At 60.8% G+C, this 21,728-nt stretch carries 28 protein-coding genes; 3 read left to right on the forward strand and 25 right to left on the reverse strand.

Annotation, left to right across the window (positions count from 1 at the left end; genetic code table 11):
• Window positions 1-103 precede the first annotated feature (103 nt).
• Window positions 104-883 carry a ferredoxin-NADP reductase gene (gene fpr / locus HX821_RS17500; protein ID WP_003189055.1) on the reverse strand — a complete coding sequence of 260 codons (780 nt, stop codon included), beginning with the start codon at window positions 881-883 and terminating at the stop codon, window positions 104-106.
• Between the two features lie 124 nt (window positions 884-1,007).
• Here fpr and HX821_RS17505 point away from each other — a divergent pair, with 124 nt between their 5' ends.
• The gene (locus HX821_RS17505; RefSeq protein WP_003208633.1) at window positions 1,008-1,934 is read left to right on the forward strand and encodes a LysR family transcriptional regulator; all 927 of its coding nucleotides are present in this window, start codon (window positions 1,008-1,010) and stop codon (window positions 1,932-1,934) included.
• On the opposite strand, the gene HX821_RS17510 is transcribed toward HX821_RS17505, so the two are convergent.
• From HX821_RS17510 to HX821_RS17520, 3 genes are all read right to left on the reverse strand, one after another.
• Entirely contained in the window at window positions 1,931-2,293 is a 363-nt protein-coding gene (locus HX821_RS17510; RefSeq protein ID WP_003208635.1) for a diacylglycerol kinase, read from the reverse strand. The genes HX821_RS17505 and HX821_RS17510 overlap by 4 nt on opposite strands.
• A gap of 75 nt (window positions 2,294-2,368) precedes the next feature.
• The gene (gene erdR, locus HX821_RS17515; protein WP_003208636.1) at window positions 2,369-3,019 is read right to left on the reverse strand and encodes a response regulator transcription factor ErdR; all 651 of its coding nucleotides are present in this window, start codon (window positions 3,017-3,019) and stop codon (window positions 2,369-2,371) included.
• Window positions 3,020-3,273: 254 nt separating this feature from the next.
• Window positions 3,274-3,984, reverse strand: a complete 711-nt coding sequence (locus tag HX821_RS17520) for a tRNA-uridine aminocarboxypropyltransferase (protein WP_177036147.1) — start codon at window positions 3,982-3,984, stop codon at window positions 3,274-3,276.
• 205 nt (window positions 3,985-4,189) lie between these two features.
• Between HX821_RS17520 and HX821_RS17525 the strand changes: the two genes are divergently transcribed.
• Together HX821_RS17525 and HX821_RS17530 are read left to right on the forward strand one after the other, a co-directional pair.
• Window positions 4,190-4,630: a PA3611 family quorum-sensing-regulated virulence factor gene (locus tag HX821_RS17525; protein WP_003208640.1), complete on the forward strand. Its 441-nt coding sequence runs from the start codon at window positions 4,190-4,192 to the stop codon at window positions 4,628-4,630.
• Window positions 4,631-5,005: 375 nt separating this feature from the next.
• Window positions 5,006-6,112, forward strand: a complete 1,107-nt coding sequence (locus tag HX821_RS17530) for a TIGR00730 family Rossman fold protein (RefSeq protein ID WP_177036148.1) — start codon at window positions 5,006-5,008, stop codon at window positions 6,110-6,112.
• A 167-nt stretch (window positions 6,113-6,279) separates the two neighbouring features.
• On the opposite strand, the gene recX is transcribed toward HX821_RS17530, so the two are convergent.
• The 21 genes from recX to HX821_RS17630 all read right to left on the reverse strand — a co-directional run bounded on the left by recX (window position 6,280) and on the right by HX821_RS17630 (window position 21,724).
• Complete coding sequence (gene recX, locus HX821_RS17535; protein WP_003208644.1) at window positions 6,280-6,747, reverse strand: recombination regulator RecX; 468 nt, start codon at window positions 6,745-6,747, stop codon at window positions 6,280-6,282.
• Between the two features lie 8 nt (window positions 6,748-6,755).
• The gene (gene recA, locus HX821_RS17540) at window positions 6,756-7,814 is read right to left on the reverse strand and encodes a recombinase RecA (protein ID WP_177036149.1); all 1,059 of its coding nucleotides are present in this window, start codon (window positions 7,812-7,814) and stop codon (window positions 6,756-6,758) included.
• Between the two features lie 83 nt (window positions 7,815-7,897).
• Window positions 7,898-8,398, reverse strand: coding sequence for a CinA family protein (locus HX821_RS17545; protein ID WP_177022729.1), 501 nt, complete (start codon window positions 8,396-8,398; stop codon window positions 7,898-7,900).
• 71 nt (window positions 8,399-8,469) lie between these two features.
• Window positions 8,470-8,961, reverse strand: coding sequence for a lysis system i-spanin subunit Rz (locus HX821_RS17550; RefSeq protein WP_177036150.1), 492 nt, complete (start codon window positions 8,959-8,961; stop codon window positions 8,470-8,472).
• Window positions 8,949-9,506: a glycoside hydrolase family 19 protein gene (locus tag HX821_RS17555; protein ID WP_177036151.1), complete on the reverse strand. Its 558-nt coding sequence runs from the start codon at window positions 9,504-9,506 to the stop codon at window positions 8,949-8,951. Before HX821_RS17555 ends, HX821_RS17550 begins: the two co-directional genes overlap by 13 nt.
• Window positions 9,507-9,533: 27 nt before the next feature.
• Complete coding sequence (locus HX821_RS17560; protein ID WP_256344339.1) at window positions 9,534-9,995, reverse strand: phage tail assembly chaperone; 462 nt, start codon at window positions 9,993-9,995, stop codon at window positions 9,534-9,536.
• Window positions 9,995-11,116 (reverse strand): hypothetical protein, encoded by a 1,122-nt coding sequence (locus tag HX821_RS31840; RefSeq protein WP_371132333.1) that lies wholly within the window; start codon window positions 11,114-11,116, stop codon window positions 9,995-9,997. Before HX821_RS31840 ends, HX821_RS17560 begins: the two co-directional genes overlap by 1 nt.
• An 11-nt stretch (window positions 11,117-11,127) precedes the next feature.
• Entirely contained in the window at window positions 11,128-11,727 is a 600-nt protein-coding gene (locus HX821_RS17570) for a YmfQ family protein (protein ID WP_087695306.1), read from the reverse strand.
• Complete coding sequence (locus HX821_RS17575) at window positions 11,715-12,755, reverse strand: baseplate J/gp47 family protein (protein ID WP_177036153.1); 1,041 nt, start codon at window positions 12,753-12,755, stop codon at window positions 11,715-11,717. The genes HX821_RS17570 and HX821_RS17575 overlap by 13 nt, the downstream gene beginning before the upstream one ends.
• The gene (locus HX821_RS17580; protein WP_087695304.1) at window positions 12,745-13,143 is read right to left on the reverse strand and encodes a phage GP46 family protein; all 399 of its coding nucleotides are present in this window, start codon (window positions 13,141-13,143) and stop codon (window positions 12,745-12,747) included. The genes HX821_RS17575 and HX821_RS17580 overlap by 11 nt, the downstream gene beginning before the upstream one ends.
• Window positions 13,143-13,652 (reverse strand): phage baseplate assembly protein V, encoded by a 510-nt coding sequence (locus HX821_RS17585; protein WP_017480159.1) that lies wholly within the window; start codon window positions 13,650-13,652, stop codon window positions 13,143-13,145. The genes HX821_RS17580 and HX821_RS17585 overlap by 1 nt, the downstream gene beginning before the upstream one ends.
• 16 nt (window positions 13,653-13,668) lie before the next feature.
• Entirely contained in the window at window positions 13,669-14,706 is a 1,038-nt protein-coding gene (locus tag HX821_RS17590) for a phage baseplate assembly protein (RefSeq protein WP_177036154.1), read from the reverse strand.
• A gap of 3 nt (window positions 14,707-14,709) precedes the next feature.
• Window positions 14,710-15,948 carry a DNA circularization protein gene (locus HX821_RS17595; RefSeq protein ID WP_177036155.1) on the reverse strand — a complete coding sequence of 413 codons (1,239 nt, stop codon included), beginning with the start codon at window positions 15,946-15,948 and terminating at the stop codon, window positions 14,710-14,712.
• The gene (locus tag HX821_RS17600; RefSeq protein ID WP_177036156.1) at window positions 15,935-17,551 is read right to left on the reverse strand and encodes a hypothetical protein; all 1,617 of its coding nucleotides are present in this window, start codon (window positions 17,549-17,551) and stop codon (window positions 15,935-15,937) included. Before HX821_RS17600 ends, HX821_RS17595 begins: the two co-directional genes overlap by 14 nt.
• Entirely contained in the window at window positions 17,551-17,676 is a 126-nt protein-coding gene (locus tag HX821_RS31845) for a hypothetical protein (RefSeq protein WP_010170085.1), read from the reverse strand. The genes HX821_RS17600 and HX821_RS31845 overlap by 1 nt, the downstream gene beginning before the upstream one ends.
• Window positions 17,677-17,681: 5 nt before the next feature.
• Window positions 17,682-17,978, reverse strand: coding sequence for a phage tail assembly protein (locus HX821_RS17605; RefSeq protein ID WP_102369827.1), 297 nt, complete (start codon window positions 17,976-17,978; stop codon window positions 17,682-17,684).
• Window positions 17,975-18,322 (reverse strand): phage tail tube protein, encoded by a 348-nt coding sequence (locus HX821_RS17610; RefSeq protein WP_010170089.1) that lies wholly within the window; start codon window positions 18,320-18,322, stop codon window positions 17,975-17,977. Before HX821_RS17610 ends, HX821_RS17605 begins: the two co-directional genes overlap by 4 nt.
• A 64-nt stretch (window positions 18,323-18,386) precedes the next feature.
• Window positions 18,387-19,883, reverse strand: coding sequence for a phage tail sheath subtilisin-like domain-containing protein (locus HX821_RS17615; RefSeq protein WP_177036157.1), 1,497 nt, complete (start codon window positions 19,881-19,883; stop codon window positions 18,387-18,389).
• Window positions 19,883-20,065 (reverse strand): DUF2635 domain-containing protein, encoded by a 183-nt coding sequence (locus HX821_RS17620; RefSeq protein WP_087695298.1) that lies wholly within the window; start codon window positions 20,063-20,065, stop codon window positions 19,883-19,885. Before HX821_RS17620 ends, HX821_RS17615 begins: the two co-directional genes overlap by 1 nt.
• Complete coding sequence (locus HX821_RS17625; RefSeq protein WP_177022718.1) at window positions 20,062-20,652, reverse strand: hypothetical protein; 591 nt, start codon at window positions 20,650-20,652, stop codon at window positions 20,062-20,064. The genes HX821_RS17620 and HX821_RS17625 overlap by 4 nt, the downstream gene beginning before the upstream one ends.
• Before the next feature lie 64 nt (window positions 20,653-20,716).
• Window positions 20,717-21,724 carry a phage late control D family protein gene (locus HX821_RS17630; RefSeq protein WP_177036158.1) on the reverse strand — a complete coding sequence of 336 codons (1,008 nt, stop codon included), beginning with the start codon at window positions 21,722-21,724 and terminating at the stop codon, window positions 20,717-20,719.
• Window positions 21,725-21,728 lie beyond the last annotated feature (4 nt).

The following is a 21,728-nucleotide window of genomic DNA, read 5'->3' on the forward strand; positions in this document are numbered from 1 at the left end:
GGGAGCGGGCTTGCTCGCGAAAGCGGTGGATCAGTCAATACATCTGGTGACTGTTACACCGCTTTCGCGAGCAAGCCCGCTCCCACATTTTTTTGCGTCGCGCTTATTTCTCGACGAACGCACGCTCGATCAGGTAGTCGCCCGGCTCACGCATACGCGGGGAAACCTTCAAACCGAAGCTGTTGAGCACTTCGCTGGTTTCATCCAGCATGCTTGGGCTGCCGCACAGCATGGCGCGGTCGTCTTCAGGATTGATCGGCGGCAGGCCGATGTCACTGAACAGCTTGCCGCTGCGCATCAGGTCGGTCAGGCGGCCTTCGTTTTCGAACGGCTCACGGGTCACGGTCGGGTAGTAGATCAACTTGTCACGCAGGGCCTCGCCGAAGAACTCGTTCTGCGGCAGGTGCTCGGTGATGAATTCGCGGTAGGCGACTTCGTTGACGTAACGCACGCCGTGGCACAGGATCACTTTTTCGAAACGCTCGTAGGTTTCCGGGTCCTGGATCACGCTCATGAACGGCGCCAGGCCAGTGCCGGTGCTGAGCAGGTACAGGTGTTTGCCCGGCTTCAAATCGTCAAGCACCAGGGTGCCCGTCGGTTTTTTGCTGATGATGATCTCGTCGCCTTCCTTCAAGTGCTGCAATTGGGAAGTCAGCGGGCCATCAGGCACCTTGATGCTGAAGAACTCCAGATGCTCTTCCCAGTTCGGGCTGGCAATCGAGTAAGCGCGCATGAGCGGGCGGCCGTTGGGCTGTTGCAGGCCGATCATCACGAACTGACCGTTCTCGAAGCGCAGGCCCGGATCGCGGGTGCACTTGAAGCTGAACAGAGTGTCGTTCCAGTGATGAACACTGAGGACACGCTCGTGGTTCATGTTGCTCATGTACGGGGGACTCCTGGAAATGGGTCTGCGCCAAATGATGGATGCGCAATTGCACAGCATTCTAATGGCGGCGACAATATCTGTTAACTGGATTATTAAGATAAGGGTTATCGGTTATATCGATATGCGATTTACTCTACGTCAACTGCAAGTCTTCGTCGCCGTCGCCCAGCAGGAAAGCGTCTCGCGCGCTGCTGGCCTTCTGGCCTTATCTCAATCCGCCGCCAGCACGTCGATTACCGAGCTGGAGCGGCAATCCAGCTGCCAGTTGTTCGACCGCGCGGGCAAACGCCTGAGCCTCAACGCCCTCGGTCACCAGCTATTGCCCCAGGCGGTGGCACTGCTGGACCAGGCCAAGGAGATCGAGGACCTGCTCAACGGCAAGTCGGGCTTCGGCTCCCTGGCGGTCGGGGCCACGCTGACCATCGGCAACTACCTGGCCACGCTGCTGATCGGCAGCTTCATGCAGCAGCATCCCGAGAGCCAGGTGAAGCTGCATGTGCAGAACACTGCGCATATCGTGCATCAGGTGGCGCACTACGAAATTGATCTGGGTCTAATCGAAGGCGACTGCAGCCACCCGGACATCGAGGTGCAAACCTGGGTGGAAGATGAACTGGTGGTGTTCTGCGCACCCCAGCACCATTTGGCGAAGCGCGGCCAGGCGACCATGGAAGAGCTGACCCATGAAGCCTGGATCCTGCGGGAACAAGGCTCTGGAACACGCCTGACCTTTGACCAGGCCATGCGGCATCACCGCAGCGCGCTGAATATCCGCCTGGAGCTGGAACACACCGAGGCAATCAAACGCGCGGTGGAATCAGGCTTGGGGATTGGCTGCATTTCCCGGCTGGCGCTGCGCGACGCCTTCCGGCGTGGCAGCCTGGTACCGGTGGAAACCCCGGACCTGGACCTGGCCCGGCAGTTCTACTTCATCTGGCACAAGCAGAAGTACCAGACCTCGGCGATGCGCGAATTCCTCGAGCTGTGCCGGTCGTTCACCGCCGGGGTGCAGCGCAGCGACGAGATCGTACTGCCGACCATTGCCTAGATCAGGATCACGGCCCACACCAGGGTAATCATGGTCAGCGCTACGAACTGCGCGGCGCTGCCCATGTCCTTGGCATTTTTCGACAAGGGGTGCAGGTCCAGGGAAATCCGGTCGATCGCCGCTTCGACGGCGGAGTTGAGCAACTCGACGATCAATGCCAGCAGGCACACGGCGATCAGCAGCGCCCGCTCTACCCGGCTGACGTTAAGGAAGAAACTCAGCGGGATCAGGATGACATTGAGCAACACCAGCTGACGAAACGCCGCCTCGCCGGTGAAAGCCGCACGCAGGCCATCCAGGGAATATCCGCCTGCGTTGAAAATACGTTTGATACCGGTTTGACCCTTGAAAGGCGACATAGAGTAGGCAACTGAGCAAAAAGGTGTGGGGAAACTAGAGCAAGCAAAGTCAAAAAAACGTGAATGAACAGCGTCTTAATGCTGCGAAATTGACTCAAGTTGTTGCAAGAGCAGCGCCGCCTGGGTTCGCGTACGTACGCCGAGCTTGCGGAAGATCGCCGTGACGTGAGCCTTGATGGTCGCTTCCGACACGCTCAACTCATAGGCAATCTGCTTGTTCAGCAGGCCTTCGCAAACCATGGTCAGCACGCGGAACTGCTGGGGCGTGAGGCTGGCCAGGCCATCACGCGCGGCCTTGGCTTCGTCGGAGACGTTGATCTCTTCAAAGGCTTGCGGCGGCCAGGAGACATCGCCATCCAGCACCGTGCGCACGGCTTTCTGGATGTCTTCCATGGAGCTGGACTTGGGAATGAAACCACTGGCACCGAACTCCTTGGAGCGCACCACCACCGACGCCTCTTCCTGGGCCGATACCATCACCACTGGTATCTGCGGGTATTGCCCACGCAGCAGCACCAGCCCGGAAAAACCGTAGGCACCCGGCATGTTCAGGTCCAGCAGGACCAGGTCCCAGTCGGACTTTTCGGTAAGGCGGGTTTCCAGCTCGGCAATGCTGGCGACTTCGACGAGGCGTACATCCGGCCCCAGGCCCAGCGTGACCGCCTGGTGCAGCGCACTGCGAAACAGCGGGTGGTCATCGGCAATCAGGATTTCGTATGTGGCCATTTATTAAATGATCCTGTTTTTTAGGGCGGCACTGATGGGTTCAGTGCTCGCCAACGCGCAAGGTGGCTGCCAGGCCAGCAGTCACCAAAGGGCGCGCTCAACGTCAAAAAGCGACGTATCCAATCTGTGACAGCGCCCCAATCGGCGCCAAGCATGCCCAGCGTAGCCTGGGTGGTCAAGCGCTACGCCCGTGGCTATTTTAGCGGGCTGCGCGTTTGCGCGGCCATCATGCAAAGGTCGGCTGGCCATGACACCTATAGATAAGGTGCAAGGCGAGTATGGACGACATCGGCCGGGTCCAGCGCCAGTTGAAACTTGGCGGCCAGGTAGTGGGTGCTGAATACGTCCAGGTAGGCATCCAGGACTTCACTGGCTGCGGCATCTTCAGCCAGCTCCAGGCATAGCGCGGCGACTTCGGCGGTGCAGAAGTGGTCATCACGCTTGGAGCGACGCAGCTTGTAGCGCGACAGTTGCTCGGGCGCCAGGCTCAGCACCGGCAAGTGCTCCAGGTACGGGCTCTTGCGGAACATCTTGCGCGCCTCGCTCCAGGTGCCGTCCAGCAAAATGAACAGCGGGCGCTTGCCCTCCTCCAGCTTGACCTGATGGACCACCCGCTCCGGGGCCACGAATTCGCCGGGAAAGACGATGTATGGCTGCCATTGCAGATCGGCCAGCAAGGTCAGCAACTCCGGCTCAACCTCAGTGCGCGACCAGGGGAACGCGGTCGTGTCGTTGATCACATCGGCAATCAGCCAGCCGGTGTTGCTGGGTTTCATCGGCTCTACGTCGTGCATCAGCAGGCACATGCCGGATCTGGCCTGGACCTTGGGCCGCCAGGCGCACAGGCAGTACTCGGGAATCACCCGGCAGCCGGGGCAGCGTTCGGCCCGCGAGCCTCGCGCTACAAACGGTTTTACGGCACGGGCCAGGCGCTGCGTGCGCAAACGGGAGACGGCATGGCTCATCGGGTGCGCCGCAGGGAAGTGGAAATCGACACGGATAGAACTCGGAAGGCAAAAGTTACCGCAGTTTACCAGAGCCGCCCCCGGCCACCTGCACTTCCCGGCAATAGGCTGGCCCTAGGGGCAAGCGGTCACCTATAATCCCGCGCCACTGAACGCACAGCGCAGTGGCTGGTCTATGCACCAGTAACCGAATCAGGAGAGTTTCATGCTGCGTCTTATGCCACGCCTTGTAGTTCCGTCCGTCGCCCTCGCGCTGGTGTTGCCTCTGGGTGCCCAAGCGGCCTCGTTGCTGGAGGCTCAACTGAACAGGAAGCTGCAAAGCGTCGCAGAGGAAACCAACAAAGAACTGCCACGGGAAATTGACGAAAAGACCCTGGAAGTTGCCTACACCGTTGAAGGCTTGCAGCTGATTGACCATTTGAGCGTACTGCCCGACCGCGCCGAGCAAATGCGCGCCAACCCCAAGGCTGTGTACTTCCAGCTCGGCCAAAGTGTGTGCCTGAACAAGGGTTACCGCGAGCTGATGGCCAAGGGCGCGATCATGCGCTATGAAATCACCGAGAACAAAACCAACCGCCCGGTAGCTTCGGTGAAGTTCCAGGAAGCAGATTGCCCGGCACCGGCTGCCGCGAAGAAGAAAAAGTAAGTGACACCTCCTGTCGCGCGCCGCTGACCAGCGGCGCGCAATATCCCCCTCTGCACTCTCCGCCATTGTCCGCTCGCGGCAGCGTCTAAACTCCCTCAGAAGTGATCAATAAGCGGTTGCCAGCCAAGACTTTATAGGCTCATGATCAATTCATCCTGAACGCCTGGAACATCGGGTTTTCACACCGTCCTGTAACATTTTCAGGGCAAAAGAGGGTTGCCCTCCTGAGCGTGCAATGCAAAGGTTTTTAATCATAAGGAATATACAGAACCGGTTTCGCCCACCTCGTTAATCAGAGGCAACGACACATGCAGTGTCGTGGTCCCGACGAATTTCTCGCCGGCACCCAGGGTTCTGTGAAGAAGGAGAAGTTGAATGCCTTACGAACCGAATGAACTCCTGATCCGTCAATTTGAAGAAAACGGCACCGACCTCACGCAGCAGGTCGACGCGCAACTCCACTTGATTGCGCCCAACAGCCCAAATATCCCCCTTTATCGCGACATGATCTTCACCGTGTTGCGCATGGCCCAGGACGACCGCAGCCGCTGGAATGCCAAGATCACCTTGCAGGCGATACGGGAACTGGACCACGCCTTCCGCGTGCTCGAACAGTTCAAGGGGCGGCGCAAAGTCACGGTGTTCGGCTCGGCGCGCACGCCGGTGGAAAGCCCGCTGTATGCACTGGCCCGGGAAGTGGGCGCGGTCCTGGCCCGTTCGGACCTGATGGTGATCACCGGCGGCGGCGGCATCATGGCGGCGGCCCACGAGGGTGCCGGCCTGGAGCACAGCCTGGGGTTCAACATCACCCTGCCCTTTGAACAGCACGCCAACCCGACCATCGATGGCACCGAGAACCTGCTGTCCTTCCACTTCTTCTTTACCCGCAAGCTGTTCTTCGTCAAGGAAGCCGACGCCTTGATCCTGTGCCCGGGCGGTTTCGGTACCCTGGATGAAGCGCTGGAGGTGCTGACCCTGATCCAGACCGGCAAAAGCCCGCTGGTACCGGTGGTGCTGCTGGATGCACCGGGCGGTAGCTTCTGGCAAGGCGCACTGGACTTTATCCGCAGCCAGCTTGAGGCCAATCGCTACATCCTGCCCACCGACCTCAAGCTGGTCCGCCTGGTGTACAGCGCCGAAGAGGCGGTGGACGAAATCAACCAGTTCTACGCCAACTTTCACTCCACCCGCTGGCTGAAGCGCCAGTTTGTGATTCGCATGAATCATCCGTTGAGTGACCGCGCACTGGCCCACCTGCAGGAGGCGTTCGCCAGCCTTCGCCTCAGTGGCGACTTTCAACAAATCGCGTACACCGGCGAAGAGCATGACGAGCCAAGCTTCAGCCATCTGACGCGGCTGGTGTTCAACTTCAACGGGCGTGATCAGGGACGGTTGCGGGAATTGGTGGATTACATCAACTTGCCGGAAAACTGGGCCCAGGCTCAGGGGAAAACGCAGCAGCGGGTGACGGAGACGGCGTGACCTGACACTGAAACGAAAAAAGGCCCGCTATTTTCATAGCGGGCCTTTTGGGTTGTGCCAGTAGAACGATGCGCAGGTTGGGGCCGCTGCGCAGCCCAGCGGGAGCAAGCTCCCTCGCCACACCAAGCCCCGCAATGATCAGAGCAACCATTTACCAGGCGCAGCCTTCAGTCATCCATATCCCGACCGCTCAACAGGCGACTGATCATCTCCATCGAAAACCCGCGATAACTCAGGAAGCGACCTTGCTTAGCCCGCTCACGCGCATCAATGGGCAGATGACCGGCAAACTTGCGCCGCCAGGTTTCTTCCAGTTGTGCCTGCCAACTGATGCCGCACTCACGCAACGCGAGTTCGATATCAGCCCGCTGCAGGCCACGCTGGCTCAGCTCTTCACGAATTCGTGCAGGGCCATAGCCGGATCGGGCTCGGTAGGAGACGAAACTTTCGAGGTAACGGGACTCCGACAGCAGCCCTTCTTCCGTCAAACGGTCAAGGGCTGCGTCGATCATCTCGGGATCTGCGCCACGCTGACGCAGCTTACGCGTCAGCTCGACTCGACCATGCTCGCGCCGTGCGAGCAGGTCCATTGCAGTGCGCCTTACGGCGACGGGTGTATCCAGGACAACGCTCATCGTTTGCTTCAGATGTCAGTGTCGACTTCTTCTACTTCTTCAACCGGCTCGCGGTTGGCGGCAGCCTTGACGTCAAGTGCCGGGGTCAGCAACTTGTCGCGGATCTGCTTCTCGAGCGTAGCGGCAACATCCGGGTTATCCGCAAGGAACTTGGCCGAGTTGGCCTTGCCCTGGCCGATCTTGCTGCCGTTGTAGGCATACCAGGCACCGGATTTCTCGACGAAACCGTGCAGTACGCCCAGGTCGATCATCTCGCCGTTCAGGTAGATACCCTTACCGTAGAGAATCTGGAACTCGGCCTGACGGAACGGCGGGGCCACCTTGTTCTTCACGACTTTAACGCGGGTTTCGCTACCGACAACCTCGTCACCTTCCTTCACCGCGCCAGTACGACGGATGTCCAGACGGACCGAAGCGTAGAACTTCAGCGCGTTACCACCGGTGGTGGTTTCCGGGCTGCCGAACATCACGCCGATCTTCATCCGGATCTGGTTGATGAAGATCACCAGGCAGTTGGCGTTCTTGATGTTACCGGTGATTTTACGCAGGGCCTGGGACATCAAGCGGGCTTGAAGGCCCACGTGCATGTCGCCCATTTCGCCTTCGATTTCAGCCTTGGGTACCAGGGCTGCCACGGAGTCGACCACGATCACGTCGATGGCGTTGGAGCGCACCAGCATGTCGGTGATTTCCAGCGCTTGCTCACCGGTGTCCGGTTGCGAAACCAGCAGGTCGTCAACGTTGACGCCCAGCTTGCCGGCGTATTCAGGATCCAGGGCGTGCTCGGCATCGACGAACGCACAGGTGGCGCCCATTTTTTGTGCCTGGGCAATCACCGACAGGGTCAGGGTGGTTTTACCGGAAGATTCAGGACCGTAGATCTCAACGATACGGCCTTTTGGCAGGCCGCCAATGCCGAGCGCGATGTCCAGACCCAGAGAGCCAGTGGAGATAGCCGGGATCGCCTGACGGTCGTGATCGCCCATACGCATTACGGCACCCTTGCCGAATTGACGTTCGATCTGACCCAGGGCCGCAGCCAAGGCTTTCTTCTTGTTGTCGTCCATTAAAGTCCTCACGTAATCAATAAGGCCTGGCGGCCAACACCTGTATAAGTAGACAGTATTGTTCCACAAAGATCCGTGATCGCCTACCCCTGATTTTCTATTTCTGCTGCAGCTCGTCGCAACAAGCCCTCTAGCGCGGCCTTTACCGTTTGTCGGCGGACCTCGTCGCGGTTGCCGGGGAAGTGTTCGAGCTCGGCGGTAACCTCATCGCCCACGCCCCAGGCCAGCCATACGGTGCCCACCGGCTTGTCCGGCGAACCGCCATCGGGCCCGGCCACGCCGCTGACGGCCACGGCAAAACGCGCCAGGCTCTTCTCCTGGGCACCCCGCACCATCGCCTCCACCACTTCGCGGCTGACGGCACCGACCTTGGGGAACAGAGCTTCCGACACATTCAGTTGCCGCGTCTTCTGGCGATTGGAATACGTGACATAGCCCGCCTCGAACCAGGCCGAACTCCCGGGAATCCGCGTGATTGCCTCGGCGATACCGCCGCCGGTGCACGACTCGGCCGTTGTGACGTGGGCATTGAGAACCTGCAAGCGTCGGCCAAGTTCAGCGGCGAGTTGAGTAATTTCCTTCACGGTCATCTCCTGGAGTGGACGGGCGTTTGCCTACCCTACAGGAGCCCATGGGCCATGCAAGTTACAAGAGACTAACGCGCGACGGCCCGGACATACGCCTGGCAGGCGCGCAAGGCGATCATTGCGTTGTCGCCGTCGTCGGTGATGCCGATAATTCGTTGAGCATGCGCCGGGTCAAGTCGGGCTCGCGGGGCGCCATGAACCAGGCTGCCGGAGGGGGCGGTGGCTGGCATTGCACAGCCGCTGACTGAATCGCTGGCGTCGAGAAGGACTGACAACCGCACATCAGCAGTGGCCAGGCGATCCCGCAGGTGAGCCTGAGCGCGTTGTGCATCGGAAAGCTCCCGGGTGTGTTGTTGGTCGCTGACGCTGAGTTGTTGCTCCAGTGCCAGCCGTTTGTCCTGTTCCACCTGTTGTTGCTGGCTGAGTGCTGCGGCATGCAGAGCCTGCAGGTGCTCGAGTTGTGCGCCATATCGCCAAGCCTGTACCTGCCAGGCAACACCCGCCGAAACTGCGAACAACAGGCAAAACCCAAGCAGGCGACACGACGTCAGGAAGCCCATGACACCGCCTTCGCCCGCGCCCACAGTTGCATACGGTTCTCCAGACCGTTGAGGCCACCATTGATGCGCCGGGTGATCGTGGTGAACTGGTCCTGGTCAGCCAGCTCGTTCAAGCCATTGCTCTGCCAGAACCACGCGGCAGATTCGCACGCCCATTGCGGCTGCTCCAGCAACTCCGGTTGGTGCAACAAACGCTCATCGCCGAACAATGCCTGACTGCACGCCAGGTAGTTGCGCCGGCCGGTGATCTGGATCAGGCCGCGGCCGCGATACTTCTGGCCGTCGCCATCGGCTTCAGGGGAGTTGCCCAGGCGGGCGGCCAAGGTACCGGTGTCGTATTTGCTCAGGTATTGATCGCTGCCCAGTTCACGTACATAGCGCAGTTCGCCGGATTCGTGGCCGATTTGGGCGAGGAAGGCGGCGATGCGTTTGGATGTTGTGATTTGGTGACGTGCGGTAGCCTCATTTAAAGGAGCCAAAAAAATGCCCGCTCTGAGGCGGGCTCCAGGCATTACCTGGATAAGTTGGGGAAGGGTTATTACCATCGATTTCTACTCTCGCAGCCGACACGTTTACTGAGCAACAGCATCCAACCAAGGTAATGCAACGGGCCGTTTAGTTATCGAAGGAAAGCTCTCAGCCTGGGGCCAGTCACGCAATGCTTGAGTGTATTTGAGCAACTCTTTGAACTGCTCATCTGACAGCGTGGTTTTCAATCCCATTTCCAACTGGTCACGATGACGATCACGTACCCAACTGATGCGCTGAATTTCTGAATCACGCCACATGCGCTCATTAGCCTTGACTTCAGCATCGGAAATGACCGGGGCGATATGTTCCTGGCACTGCTCACCCGAATCGATCAGCAAACGCACCGCGCGATAAACATCCGGTGTTTCGGCCTCGGTAGCATGGTACGGATAGCCATCCAGCGTCACCAGGTAGCTACCATCGGCTTTTAGAAAAATGTCCTCGATTTTGTAACTCGTAGACGAGGTGGCATCCAGATCCTCAACAGTCGTCTTGTTATCCATTACTGGATCCTCCATGCAAAACCAACACAGTTTCCATTGCCCACTGCAGTGCCTCCGGCGGCCACTCCAGCGTTGCCGCCAAGTGCGGCCCCATTGCCGTTGTAATTGGCGCAGAAAAAGGCCCACGTTCCGCCTGCCGGAAGTACACCGCTACCGCCTAGCGCGATCCATTGCCCTGCTACCGGTTTTAAAAAACTGGAAGCTGACAGAGCATCGGTAATCCCGTAACCCGCCAGCGTCGTAGCCACGTTCGCTTTACGGGCAGGGTCAAAATTGCCGGAGGTCCAAACCGTCTGTGATCCCCACGAGAGTTCTCCTGCAGAGTTCATAGCCAAAGACCTGGCAATCAGCCCCGCCCAGTGAAACAGGATTCGCGGTGCGTAATCGAAACTGGTCTGGGTATTACTGACTTCCTGCGCCTCTCGAATTTCCAACGCACCACCAACACCATTGCCAAGTTCTCCCAAGACTTGCGCGGACAAACTAGGTCGTTGACGACTGGTCCCCCCAACCACCAATGCGTCAGTGATTCCATATCCTGCCAGCGATGTTGCCTTATCTGCTTTGGCTGCCGGATTGAAGTTTCCGTCATGCCACAACATGCGCCAAGTTCCCTTGCCATCATCTGCAACTCGACGTACTCCGAACCATTCGCCTGTAATCCCCGCAAGGAGATCAAACCCATACTTACCATCGGGATACTTTATATGCAGCCCAGCGCCGTATCTGACCGCATCGGGCCGATCCGTCGTAGCGTCGGCGAGTGTCACGAACTGCGTGGAAGTTAACTCTGAGGAGTTTCCTTTCACCACGGCAGGAATAGTAAGAAGTCCGCCCGCCCCCGCAGGCATGGCATCCTTAATCCCATACCCCGCCAACGTCGTCGGCTTATTCTTCAACTTCAACCAATCACTCAAAACGCTAAGCGCCTGCGCTAACTGATCGGTCTTCGTCTCATCCGGCGCAATCCCCGCCGCCGCCAGCACATTCAAAATCTCCTGCGTAACCCCATTCCCCCAAGCCGCCGGAATCAAACTCCCCGGCGTCCCGGTCACCGGGTTTTCATCCACAAACTTGCCATTCACCAGCCCAACGCTGGGCACACTCTTTGGATAATCCACGCTTCTACCCTCTAGTCATAATTGATGTGCACCTGCGTATGAGCAGGTGCGCTGCGATGAATCAGGCACTCCAGGGCATTGCCCGGGTTGACGCCAAACCGCTCTCCCCAATAACTCGCCCCAAACCGCCGCCCCAGGTGCTGGCGGCCGCCGGTGTTGAGCGTCCACATGAAGTGCGCCTGCCAGGTGCCAAAATGCGCCGCGCCAAACCGTGAGCGGCCCATGCGCGGGGCGCGATGTTCAGTGACACTGGCGTCGGGATAACCCTGGCTGCGGGCGATTTCGATGTAGTACGCGGCGCGCTGGCTGCCCACCGCCAACAGACGTCGACGCACCGCCAGGCGACGGTCGTCGTACAGCGGGCTCAAGCCCAGGCAAGGGTCCGGCAGTTGCATCACCCTTTCCCACTCCGGCACCAGTTCGCTGACGGTCACGGGGTCCATTTCGTTTTGCAGGTCGCAGGCGCGGGCGTCGATGCGCGTAAGTTCTTCGGCGATGCCTTTGAGCACCGTCTGCAACTGCGGCATGGTCTCCAGGTCCCAGGCCGGACCGCTGGGCAACAGGGCGATCAGTTGCTCCTCGTACTGGCCAGCCGTCCTTATCCCAGCCATGTGATACCTCCAAACACCAGTAACTGGTTTGTCGCCGCCGTAACGTCCGCCAGCGGGCTTGTCAGTGTGTGATCGGTCTCACCGGTGGCGGTGCTGATGGCTTCGGCGATGTGGGTCAGCAACAAGCTGTCGCCCAGCCCCGCCTCGCGATTGTGCAAGTCTCGCAGTTGGGCTTCGACGGCCGCACGCACGGCGCTGGTGTCGGGGGTCAAGCGCAGTTGATAAGCCACTGGTTTCATCACCGGCGCCAACACATACACATCAGCGGTCACTGGCCGCAGCGGTTCGATATGGGCTTGAACCTGCGCAAGCTGCGCGGCATTGGGGATCGGCTGCGGGTCGTCGTCACGCATCACGAACACCCCCACCGTCCCCGGCCCCAGGTAATTGCCGCGACACCATGCGCGGGTAATGCCGGGCACTTCGAGGGACCAGGTCTCGTAATCCTGTGCCGAACCGCCCTGGGGAATAACGCGATAGGAACGAATCACCCGCGCCCGCAGCGACTCCAGGGTTTCTCGTGCCACACCGCCGGTCAACCCCGGCGCCAGCACGGTAAACGTCGAACCAATACCTTGCAGCGGCTGGACCGCGATCAGGCTAAGCCCGGCATCAGCGTTGCCCAGCGTGCCGGCATCAATCGCCTGCACCGTGGCGGTGTTGAGGCCTGCATGGGTGGTACCGGCAGCGGTGACTTTGAAGCTGCGACCATCACTGGCTTGCAGCACCGTGTCCACATCCAGCACCGCGCCCGCCGCTGCGGTAAAACTCACGCTGCCACTGGCGGCCACCGCCGCCTTGCGAGCCTGGTTCAAACGCAGCGCGGCGATGCGCTCCAGGGTGGATTCATCCGCGGTATCCGGCAGGATCTGCTCAGCGATCCAATCGAGATAACCGTACAGGCCGAACGCCGCACCACTCAGTGTGCGCGCCAGGACCTGGGCATCGGACTGGCGCAGCGAATCGCTGGCCAGGTCGCTTTGGGTGCGCTTGATCAGCACCGGCAGCGAAGGGGTTTCAAACGGCATAGATCACCTGCCAACTGTTATCAGGGTTGATGTCCAGGCGCTCGCCATCAGCCAGGGTCAGCTGCGTGCGCAAGTTGAGACGCTGGGCGTCGAGGCGTTCACTGAGGACTTCGATGGCGCTGCAATGCCCGTCGTCGATCAGCCATTGCAAGGCTTCGCGGGCATAGAATTCGGCGTCCAGTTGCGTCTGGCGGGTCAGCTTGACCCGGCGCAGCAACCACAACCTTGAGCCGATACGGTCGTCGGCCACGCTGGGAAAACTGTCGCCCCACCAGCCGAAGCGCTCGTCATCGTCAACAGGGTCATCCGGCGCGGCACGGCGCCAGGTGAACAGGCTGATCAGCACCGAGCGGGTCAGGGCCTTTTTCAGGTTGTCGGAGACAAACATCACTGGCCTCCCGCCGGCGCACCGGTCTGACCGCTGCCGGGCTGGACGCCCACATGCACGTGCCGGATCTGGCTGATGCCGCCGGCAATCTGGTCGCCCTGGGAGATGATCTTGCCGCTCTGCGTCAGGGTCGGCGTATCAATGTTCACCGCCTGGCTGGCGCGGATATTCAAGGTGCCGGTTTCAATGTCGATTACCCGCCCGCGCTTGAAATGAACTTTGTCGCCTTCGTCGGTATAGATCGCCACTTCACCCGGCGCCAGGGACTGCAAGCGATAGCGACGGTCTGCCACCACCAGCACGATGGCATGGGAGCGGTCACCGCCCAGGAAGGTGGCGATGCCTTCAGCGCCCGCCAGAGGGTTGCTGGTAAAACCGTAGGGTTCGAAGTGCTCCATGTCGTCGTTCACTTCGCCTGCCGTCAGGCGCATTTGCAGCGATTGCAGCTTGGTGGCCGAGTGGGCGAGCACGACAGTGCCGCGCGCCAGCAGGCGAGTCAGTAAGCTCATGGAAATTCCTTGGTGGTTAAGCGGATGGCAACGGATTGGCATAAAAGGTGGACGGCGGCGCCACCTGTAGCGTGGTGATCGAACCTTGGTCGGAGAGCGACCAGGTGACCTTGGAGATCAGCATGTCCTGGTCAAAGCCCAGCACCGGATCGATCACCCGTACCAACAGGTTGTGGCGCCACAAATCGCCGTTGGACTGCCGCCAGCCTTGCACGGTGTAGGTGGTGGTCAGGGCTTTTCCGGTACGGGTGGCGCGTTCCCAGTCGGCACGTTGCTGGGCCAGCTCGGGGGTCAACTGCGTCGGTTCGCTGATCACCGTGACGCGTTTTCGCGTGGCTTTTTCATCCCGGGAAATCCCTGAAACCTCACTGACCGCCGCTGCACTTTTCTGATCATCGCCCTTGTGCTGGCCGATGACGCGGTACTCGGAAAATACCGAGCTGAAGTCCATCGGTGCGTTAGCCGAAAGGATGTTCTGGCCCAGCTCCAGGCTGTCATTCGCACGCCCTGCACTACCGGGCGATGCCAATACCAGGCGCCCATCCGCATCGTCGGTGGAGAACACCCGATACAACGTCAGCAAGCGGTCGATGGATTGAAATACCGTCTCCCCGGGCACGATGCTGTGGGTATGCAGGCGCGCAGTTTCGGCAATCTCGCTGTGCACCTCCACGCCATAGGTGGCCGTCAGCGCCCGGACGATGCTCAGCACACTTTGCCCGCGCCACTGGCCGGGATGGTTTATCGCTGCGCAGTCCACAAGGTCCTGGGTCACTGAACCGCCCTGAATACTCAGGCTGATCTGTCGGCCGTCGTAACTGATGGGCGCCTTGAACACAAAGCCGGTGAGCACCAGGTCGCAACCGATGCGTACCTGGCAACGGGCGCCGGGCTTGATCGGCGCCGCCAGGGTTTGCCCGGGCCATTGCCAGGTGATGTTGAGGGTGAAGGTGCGAAATTGCCGCTCCAGGTCGGCGCTGATTTCCACGCTTTTCCAGCCGCCATAATCCAGGCCGTCCACGGTCAGGGTGACGGCATTGTCCAACTCGTTCATGGGTTACTCCCTGACCACTTGCAGGTCCGCCGGTGGCAGGAAGCCCGGGTGGGCCACCCGATTGCGCTGCACCACCTCGCCCACTCGCGTCGCGTCACCGAACCGCTGATAGGCCAACAGCAAGGCGGGCATGCTGCGCATCGGCGTCAGATTGACCAGCCGGACACCGGACGAAGCCACTGCCGTCAGATGCGCGAACATCTGTTGGCGCAGGTCGTTCAGCGCAACATAGTGCCCGGCGTCGGCCTTCAATGCGGCTTGCCACATGGCTTCGTTCAGAAGGTCACGCAGCACCAGCACATCGTCGGCCACCGGCACTTCGCGGCGCTGCACCGGCTGTGCCGCCTGTTGCGCCAGGGATGGCGTGGTACTGAGGGTCACCGCTTTTGTCGCCACCGGTACGTCCGCCAGCCAATGGGCGATCTTCACCCACAACGCATCCTGTACCAGGTTGGCAGTGGCTTGCACCGCCGCCACGCTGTCCTTGCCGGTGGTCAGCTTCGGCACGTCGATATTCCGAGCCGCTTCCACCTGCTGCGAGAGGTTGGCCAGCATGCCGCGATAGCCGCTGCGGGCAAATGCCTTCAACTCCTTCACATCGCCGAGCAAGCCCTTGAACTCGGTGCTCAATTCCTTGGGCACTTCCTTGATGGCTTTGACCAAGGCATTCAGGTCGCCATACAACTGAATCAGTGGGGCAAATTGCTGCTCAATTACCTGGTAAACCTCTGCCAGGCCATTGCGCAACGCCTGGATGCCCACCCGCGCCTGCTTCACCAGTGCGACGGCCTGCTCAAAGCGCAGCACCGCCGAACCCAGCAAACTGTCGGCCGACACCAGCAACAGCTGGCGGGTATTGACCGCCGTAGTGGGAAACTTCAAAGGTTCGTCGGGATAGAACTTCAGGGCAAAGGTCACCAGCCCGCCGTCCTGGCGGGTTTGGGTCATCTCGCATTCGCCGACCTTGACCTGCAACCGTCCAAGCCACGGGTGCACCAGCTCGCCGGCCCCCTCCTCCAGGGCCTTGAGCAACTTGTCGCGTTGCTCCAGGCAATCCTCGCCCACTACAAATGCCGTCAGCTCATGCACCCTGGACTGTTGGCCCAGCCCTTCAAAAAAAGGCAGGTCGCGCTGAGGGTATTCGTGCAACTGGCCCTTCTTGCCGACCGGGACTTTCGCCTGGTCAACCCAAAACCCGACGCCACGAAACGACGCCGGCAACAAACGATCACGCCAGCTCATTGGAGCCTCCAAGGGACAGGGAACGGTAGCCGACACGAGGGGTGACGCTCAGGCCGGGCTGGTTGGTTCTGGGCTGGTCGACCCGCAGGCCGGCCGGTGCATTGTCGAAGCTCACCCGCAAATCGCCGTTGAGCTGCGTGCGGTTGTTGGCAGCGGTTTGTTGCAGCAGCGAACTGGAGCTGGACGCCAGCGGTGATACCAAGCCAGGCCCCTTGCGGAACCAGGACGGATCGCGCGCGCTTTCGGCATTACGTTCCTGTTGCTCGGTGGTCAACTCCAGCACACTGCCGGTCGCCTGGTTGATCACTTCACCCAGCCCACCGTTGAACAGCTTGCGAATCGGTGCGGTGATCACCGCAAGCTTCTCCGACAGCGCGGTGAACCAACTCAGCACCGGTGCCCACATGGCTTCAAGTTGCTCCATCGGATGCCAGTCGTCGAACAGGCCACTCAACACTACAAAGGCGTCCTGGGCCTGCAACTTGATATCGCCCCAGATCGAGGCGAATGCACCGCTGACGCTACCCCAGACGGCAGAAACCTTGTCCAGGGGCGACCAATCGAAGTAACTGCTGACGATGGTAAAAGCCGCCAGCGCGGTGAGTTTGAAGTCACTCCAGATCGCCGCAAACATCTCACTGATCACGCCCCAGTTGGCAATGATTTGCCCTTGGGGTGACCAACTGAACAGGCTTTTCATGAACTCGACCACCGGCACACTCAGTGCCTTGAGCAAGTCCCAGAGGGCCGCAAAAAAGCCGCTCAACGGCGTCCAGTTGTTGACGATCAAACCCATTGGCGACCAGGAAAACAGTGTGGTGAAAAAGCCGACCAAGGGCTGCGCCATCACCTTCAGCGACGTCCACAATCCGGCAAAAAAGCCTGTGATCGGCCCCCACAAGCGCATCACCTGTTCCAGCGGACGAAACGCAAAGACCGTCTGGAAAAACTCGCCCAAGGTTCCAATCGCCGCCATCACCCGCTCGCCGAGCCCGACAAAAAATGCCGAAATAGGCTTCCAGTTGGCAACGATCAAGCCTGCCGCCACGGCAATGCCTACAGCCACCAAAACTATCGGATTGGCGCTGAGCACCAGCTGCATCAAGCCCAGTGCCTGAGACACGCCGGTGACGGCCGCCTGCATCGCGGTAAACGCTACTGCGCCGGCAGCCAGGCCCTGCACCAGTTGCGGATTTTCGGTGAGCACCTGGGCCACCGTCGTCAGCAACGGCTCCAACCCGACCACCACCGCCGTGACGGCCGGCAACAGCGCAGTACCAAACGCCACCGACACCTTGTCCAGCGACGCGTTGAAATCCTTCAGCCCTTGCGCCGCCGTTTCGGTAACGCCCTGCCCCACGGCGGCATTGACCTCGCCGACCTCAGCCTTGAACGCCAGCGCCGATTTGATACCGCTGATAAACGGTGCCGCCAGCCCACCGCCCTTTACCAAACCGGCGATATCCAGCTTGCCGAGACCGGTCTGTTCCAGGTTCTGCCTGAAGCGCCCGACCATGGCCTGCAGCGCAGCAAGCTTGGGCGACAGCTGGTCGATGCCGGTCAGGCGCACGGCGGTACTTTCTACTTTCTGAGCTTCTGCCATCACTGCACCTGCTGCATCGCATTGATCCGTTGCGCATGCTCCAGGGATTCCCGGAGCGTATCCAAAGGCCTGGCCAGCATCTGTTCGGGATCAACCTTCCAGAACCAGGCCAGGTCATAGGCCACCGCAATCAGCTCGGCGACGGAGCCTGCGCCGCACTCATGAAAAAACCAGCGACGGCCCAGCTCAGCGCGTTGAAGTCCATCAGGTCGAGCTGGTTGACCGACGACGGCGGGATACCCGCGCACACGGCGATGTACTTGGCGGCGACGTCAAGGTCCAGACTCACGTCTTCGCCCTTGTCGATCTTGTACGGCAGCGCCTTGATTGCCCGCACCTCCTGCACCGTCGGGCGGCGCAGGGTGAGTTCGGTCAATGACTCGCCGTGGGCCTCGATGGCCGCTTGCAGCTTCACCGTATCGGTCATTGCCAGGTCCCCTTGATGCCTTCGAATTTCAGCTCGATCACGGCATCATCGCCCTTGGCCACCGGCTCTTCCACCAGGTAGGCACCGGCCAGCACGTAGACCTTGCCGTTGTTGAATTCGCAGGTGACGGTCATGTCGGTGCCGGCGATCAGTTGCTTCAATGGAAAGTCCGGCGTGTGCAGCGCGGTAACTTTGAAAGACGGGGTGATGTCGGTTTCCTTATAGAAACCCGGCACCACGGTTTCCCGCTTGACGGCCATCAACGGTGCTTCGCAGCCGCCGTTGATGGTCAGTTGAGCGCCGTCCACTTTGACGTAGCAGGTGCCCGCAATCAGTTGACCCATGATGTTTCTCCCAAAAATAAGCCCGCACTCGGCGGGCTGGAATCAGTTGCGAAAAGCGCGGGGCCTACACCGCCGCGTCGTACTGCAAACGGAACTGGTTGAGCAGCGCGAACACCCGCAGCCCGTTGACGTAATCCGGCGGGAACAGCACGTTGACCCGGCTCGGGTCCTGGCTGTCGCGCTCGACGATCAGGTGCTCGGCGAACAGCTCGGCGTTCTCCACATGGCCTTCCAGTTCGAGCTTGGCGTACTGGGCAATCAGCTCACCGCGGATGGTGCTCGGGGTGACGATCGGCTGGCCGGCGCCAAAGCGCGTGCCGTCAGCAGCGAGTTTGTGGCGCCCGTACTTGCTGGTGATCACGCTCTGCAGGCGGCGCACGATAAAGGCCGACTGGTGCAGGGTTTCGCTGTCCAGATAGGAATTGTCCGCCTGGCCGAACGCGTTCTTCTGGTAAGTGGTGATCGCCCGCTGAATGCGCACGTAACCGCCTTCGTAGTAAGCGGTGGCGATGCCGTAGTTGAGCAGCGATTGGCGCTCGGTCAGAGTGAAGCGCTCGCTCGCGTCGGCCGGATCGAGGCCCGGCAAGCTGCCGCTTTGGGTCGGACGACTGGCATCGGCAGAGATGAACACCGCCGTGCGTGCAGCCAATGCTGCGGCCTGGACCCAGAACGGTTGCGGCACGCCCGGCTCCATGGCCTGGATGGTCACGTGCTGGTCATTTCGCCCTTGCCCGGCCGCCACCAGGGTGCCGATAGTGCCGCGCTTGGCGGTGTAAACGTGGCCGAACAGTTGCTTGGCCCACGACCAACGACCGCTGTTGTCATCCATCACCGCTTGCCAGGCGTTGAGGCTGGTGGTGTCGGCCCAGGGCATGCAGATGAACTCGAACGGCTCGTCGCCCAGCGCAGCCAATGCCGCGAGCTGGTCCGGCACACCGGCGCCCGCCGCCATTTTGCCGAGCACGGCGGTCAGGCCGTCGGGGGTTTGTTCGCCGTTGCTCTGGCCCAGGCGGTTGAGCTGCAGGCTGATGTCGTTGCCACTCTCACCGGTCCACTTGGCGGTCAGGGTGACGGTGCCATCGGCGGCTACCGCACTGACCGGCAGGTCGGCACTGGCGTTGATTTTCAGCGCCAGGGCGGTGGCAGCCACGGCAGCCGTCGCACCATTGATCACGGTCGCTTGAACCCGGGTGCCGCCGACGTACAGGCTGAGAATGCCACCTTGGGTCGCGGCGCCGGTCAGCTTGAGCTCGGCCTTGGCCGCGCTGCCTTCGGTGCTGTGCAGCGGCAGGCACCAGATCTCGCCCACCGGGTCACTCTTGCGGAACGTCTCGTACATCGACGCCAGCATCGAACCCTGGCCACCGATACGCTTGGCCATGGCCGCGCTCGATACCAGCACCAGGCTGCCGATTTCCGGGCCGGTGACGTTGTCGTTGACCTGGGCCACGATCAATCGGCGCAAGGCGGACGACGCACTATTGGCTGCCGAATTGTCCATCTCGGCGTAGAACAGCGGCACACGAATGTCCGCCGGAATATGACTGAATCCGATCGCCATTACTTGGCTCCCTGTGTTTTTGCCGCCTTGACGGCTTTGGTTGTGATGTCGCCATCGGCCAGACGTCGACGCCACCAGGCGTTGTCCGGGACTTCGCGGCCTTCGGCGGGCAACAGATCGCCCGCCTCCGGGTCAGGTACGGCACGGCCGGAAACCGGCAGTACGGTGATGCGTTTGCTCATGGTTTTACCTCGGCAGAAAACGTCATTTCCAGGCGCCCGTCGGGGCCTGGGCGTTGCAGGTTGGGGTCGGCTGGGTCAATGGCATCGACCCGCACCGTCACCCCGTTGAAGGACGGCAAAGCGTCCAGTTCAAGCTCGAGCCAGGTTTCCGCCGGCTGCGTGCTGAGGTTGCGTCCCAACTGGCTCTCGAGAAAAAACCGCAGCCGGTACAACCCGCGAACCTTGCTGAGCAACAGCCATTCGCCAGCGTCGTACTGGATGGGCTCGTAGAACCCCTCGGGCCTGTAGCCCACCAGCGCCCGCCAGACCTCGGCGCGCAAGGCATGCAGCTGGTCCATCGCCTGGGCTTGCTGGCCCTCCGGCAAATCCAGCACCAGCACCACGCCAAAATGTTCGCGCAGGGGTTGGCGACTGCTGTTTTGCGCAGCGTTAGGGCTGGCCTTGTCACTGATCGGCGTCACGACCGCCTGGGGTGAGTCGAGCACTGGCAGGTTTTGCAGCGCGTCGAGGTCGAGGCCGGCGCCGATGTGTTGGTTGAACGATGGGCAGTGATCCCGAAGATGACTGACCAGAGGGGTTATCTTCATGGCATCTCACCAGGCAATAAAAAACCCGCCGAAGCGGGTGGGTGGAAGGAACCGATCGAGCACGTCATTGCGGTGACGACAATCCGTTCGCCTTGATCGTGCATCGGTAGCTTTCCTTGCGTTTGCCGACGGCCGTCAGCGTGTCGATGGACCAGCGCCCCTGCATGAAGCCGGGCCAGGTTTCATCCAGCACCAGCAGCCCTTCGGCCTGGAACGCCGGGTTGCCGGGGCATATCACATTGATCTGCAGGCCTTCACGGCTAACCCGGCGCATCTCGCCTTCGGCCGCCGTCCTGGCTTCGTCTTCGCTCTGGTAGCGCTGGGCAAGGACCTTGAACGGCGCACCGCCCACCTCCACCTCACGTTTCTTGCAGGTAGCGACATCCCACCAGGACGCCTTGGCCCCTTCGAACTTGGCCCGGCTGGTCTCGGTAAAACTGGCGCTGATAAACGCGCGGTCGCCCGGACGGTTATCACGGGTGACCGACAGCCGCACTTCTTGCAGCGGCTTGCCCGACAGCGAGGTGATCTGGCCTTTACGGCCCAGCACATACAGCTCGTCGACAGGCTTGGCCACCGCATCAAAACGCTTGGCAAGCCGGGTCAGGAAGCTCATGTCGCTTTCGTTGGTCTGGTCGATGTGAGCGATCGTTTCAGCGTCCAGATCCGGCGCGACCCTGGGTGAGAATCCATAACGTATGGTCAGTTGGCGGAACAGTGCGCCCAGGGTGGTTGGCCCATGGCTGGCTGTGCGGCGCTGTTTGAATTCGTCCTGGTCGAACGGCGCCGCCGTGGCCACCAGCACCAGGCGCAGGGGGAACAGGTACGGGGTGCGCTGGGTAATCTTGAAGAGCCCCTTGTCCTCCAGGCCGGTCTCCAGGTAACCGACCCGCAGGCCGATCCTCCCACCCAGGCTGGGCAATCCCTCAAGCCCTTCGATGTCGAGGGTCAGCTTGAGCTGGTCGGAGACGAAGCCTGCGGCATCGGTGTGTTCCCACTCCAGTAATCGCTCGTTGAGCAGCGCGGCATTGGTCCCGTAAATTTCCACCGCCGGTGTGAATCCAAGTGCCATGGTT

It is taken from the genome of Pseudomonas sp. B6001, assembly GCF_013386015.1.
GTDB lineage: Bacteria > Pseudomonadota > Gammaproteobacteria > Pseudomonadales > Pseudomonadaceae > Aquipseudomonas.

Excerpts from the sequence above, each read along its gene's own strand:
- HX821_RS17570 (WP_087695306.1), bottom strand. The coding sequence starts at position 11,727 with ATGGCTGGGATAAGGACGGCTGGCCAGTACGAGGAGCAACTGATCGCC.
- HX821_RS17580 (WP_087695304.1), bottom strand. The coding sequence starts at position 13,143 with ATGTTTGTCTCCGACAACCTGAAAAAGGCCCTGACCCGCTCGGTGCTG.
- recA (WP_177036149.1), bottom strand. The coding sequence starts at position 7,814 with ATGGACGACAACAAGAAGAAAGCCTTGGCTGCGGCCCTGGGTCAGATC.
- HX821_RS17505 (WP_003208633.1), top strand. The coding sequence starts at position 1,008 with ATGCGATTTACTCTACGTCAACTGCAAGTCTTCGTCGCCGTCGCCCAG.
- recX (WP_003208644.1), bottom strand. The coding sequence starts at position 6,747 with ATGAGCGTTGTCCTGGATACACCCGTCGCCGTAAGGCGCACTGCAATG.
- HX821_RS17550 (WP_177036150.1), bottom strand. The coding sequence starts at position 8,961 with ATGGGCTTCCTGACGTCGTGTCGCCTGCTTGGGTTTTGCCTGTTGTTC.
- HX821_RS17595 (WP_177036155.1), bottom strand. The coding sequence starts at position 15,948 with ATGAGCTGGCGTGATCGTTTGTTGCCGGCGTCGTTTCGTGGCGTCGGG.
- HX821_RS17600 (WP_177036156.1), bottom strand. The coding sequence starts at position 17,551 with ATGGCAGAAGCTCAGAAAGTAGAAAGTACCGCCGTGCGCCTGACCGGC.
- HX821_RS17555 (WP_177036151.1), bottom strand. The coding sequence starts at position 9,506 with ATGGTAATAACCCTTCCCCAACTTATCCAGGTAATGCCTGGAGCCCGC.
- HX821_RS17585 (WP_017480159.1), bottom strand. The coding sequence starts at position 13,652 with ATGAGCTTACTGACTCGCCTGCTGGCGCGCGGCACTGTCGTGCTCGCC.
- HX821_RS17615 (WP_177036157.1), bottom strand. The coding sequence starts at position 19,883 with ATGGCGATCGGATTCAGTCATATTCCGGCGGACATTCGTGTGCCGCTG.
- HX821_RS17590 (WP_177036154.1), bottom strand. The coding sequence starts at position 14,706 with ATGAACGAGTTGGACAATGCCGTCACCCTGACCGTGGACGGCCTGGAT.
- HX821_RS17510 (WP_003208635.1), bottom strand. The coding sequence starts at position 2,293 with ATGTCGCCTTTCAAGGGTCAAACCGGTATCAAACGTATTTTCAACGCA.
- HX821_RS17620 (WP_087695298.1), bottom strand. The coding sequence starts at position 20,065 with ATGAGCAAACGCATCACCGTACTGCCGGTTTCCGGCCGTGCCGTACCT.
- fpr (WP_003189055.1), bottom strand. The coding sequence starts at position 883 with ATGAGCAACATGAACCACGAGCGTGTCCTCAGTGTTCATCACTGGAAC.
- HX821_RS17605 (WP_102369827.1), bottom strand. The coding sequence starts at position 17,978 with ATGACCGATACGGTGAAGCTGCAAGCGGCCATCGAGGCCCACGGCGAG.
- HX821_RS17560 (WP_256344339.1), bottom strand. The coding sequence starts at position 9,995 with ATGGATAACAAGACGACTGTTGAGGATCTGGATGCCACCTCGTCTACG.
- HX821_RS17625 (WP_177022718.1), bottom strand. The coding sequence starts at position 20,652 with ATGAAGATAACCCCTCTGGTCAGTCATCTTCGGGATCACTGCCCATCG.
- HX821_RS17520 (WP_177036147.1), bottom strand. The coding sequence starts at position 3,984 with ATGAGCCATGCCGTCTCCCGTTTGCGCACGCAGCGCCTGGCCCGTGCC.
- HX821_RS17610 (WP_010170089.1), bottom strand. The coding sequence starts at position 18,322 with ATGGGTCAACTGATTGCGGGCACCTGCTACGTCAAAGTGGACGGCGCT.
- HX821_RS17630 (WP_177036158.1), bottom strand. The coding sequence starts at position 21,724 with ATGGCACTTGGATTCACACCGGCGGTGGAAATTTACGGGACCAATGCC.
- HX821_RS17525 (WP_003208640.1), top strand. The coding sequence starts at position 4,190 with ATGCTGCGTCTTATGCCACGCCTTGTAGTTCCGTCCGTCGCCCTCGCG.
- erdR (WP_003208636.1), bottom strand. The coding sequence starts at position 3,019 with ATGGCCACATACGAAATCCTGATTGCCGATGACCACCCGCTGTTTCGC.
- HX821_RS17575 (WP_177036153.1), bottom strand. The coding sequence starts at position 12,755 with ATGCCGTTTGAAACCCCTTCGCTGCCGGTGCTGATCAAGCGCACCCAA.
- HX821_RS17530 (WP_177036148.1), top strand. The coding sequence starts at position 5,006 with ATGCCTTACGAACCGAATGAACTCCTGATCCGTCAATTTGAAGAAAAC.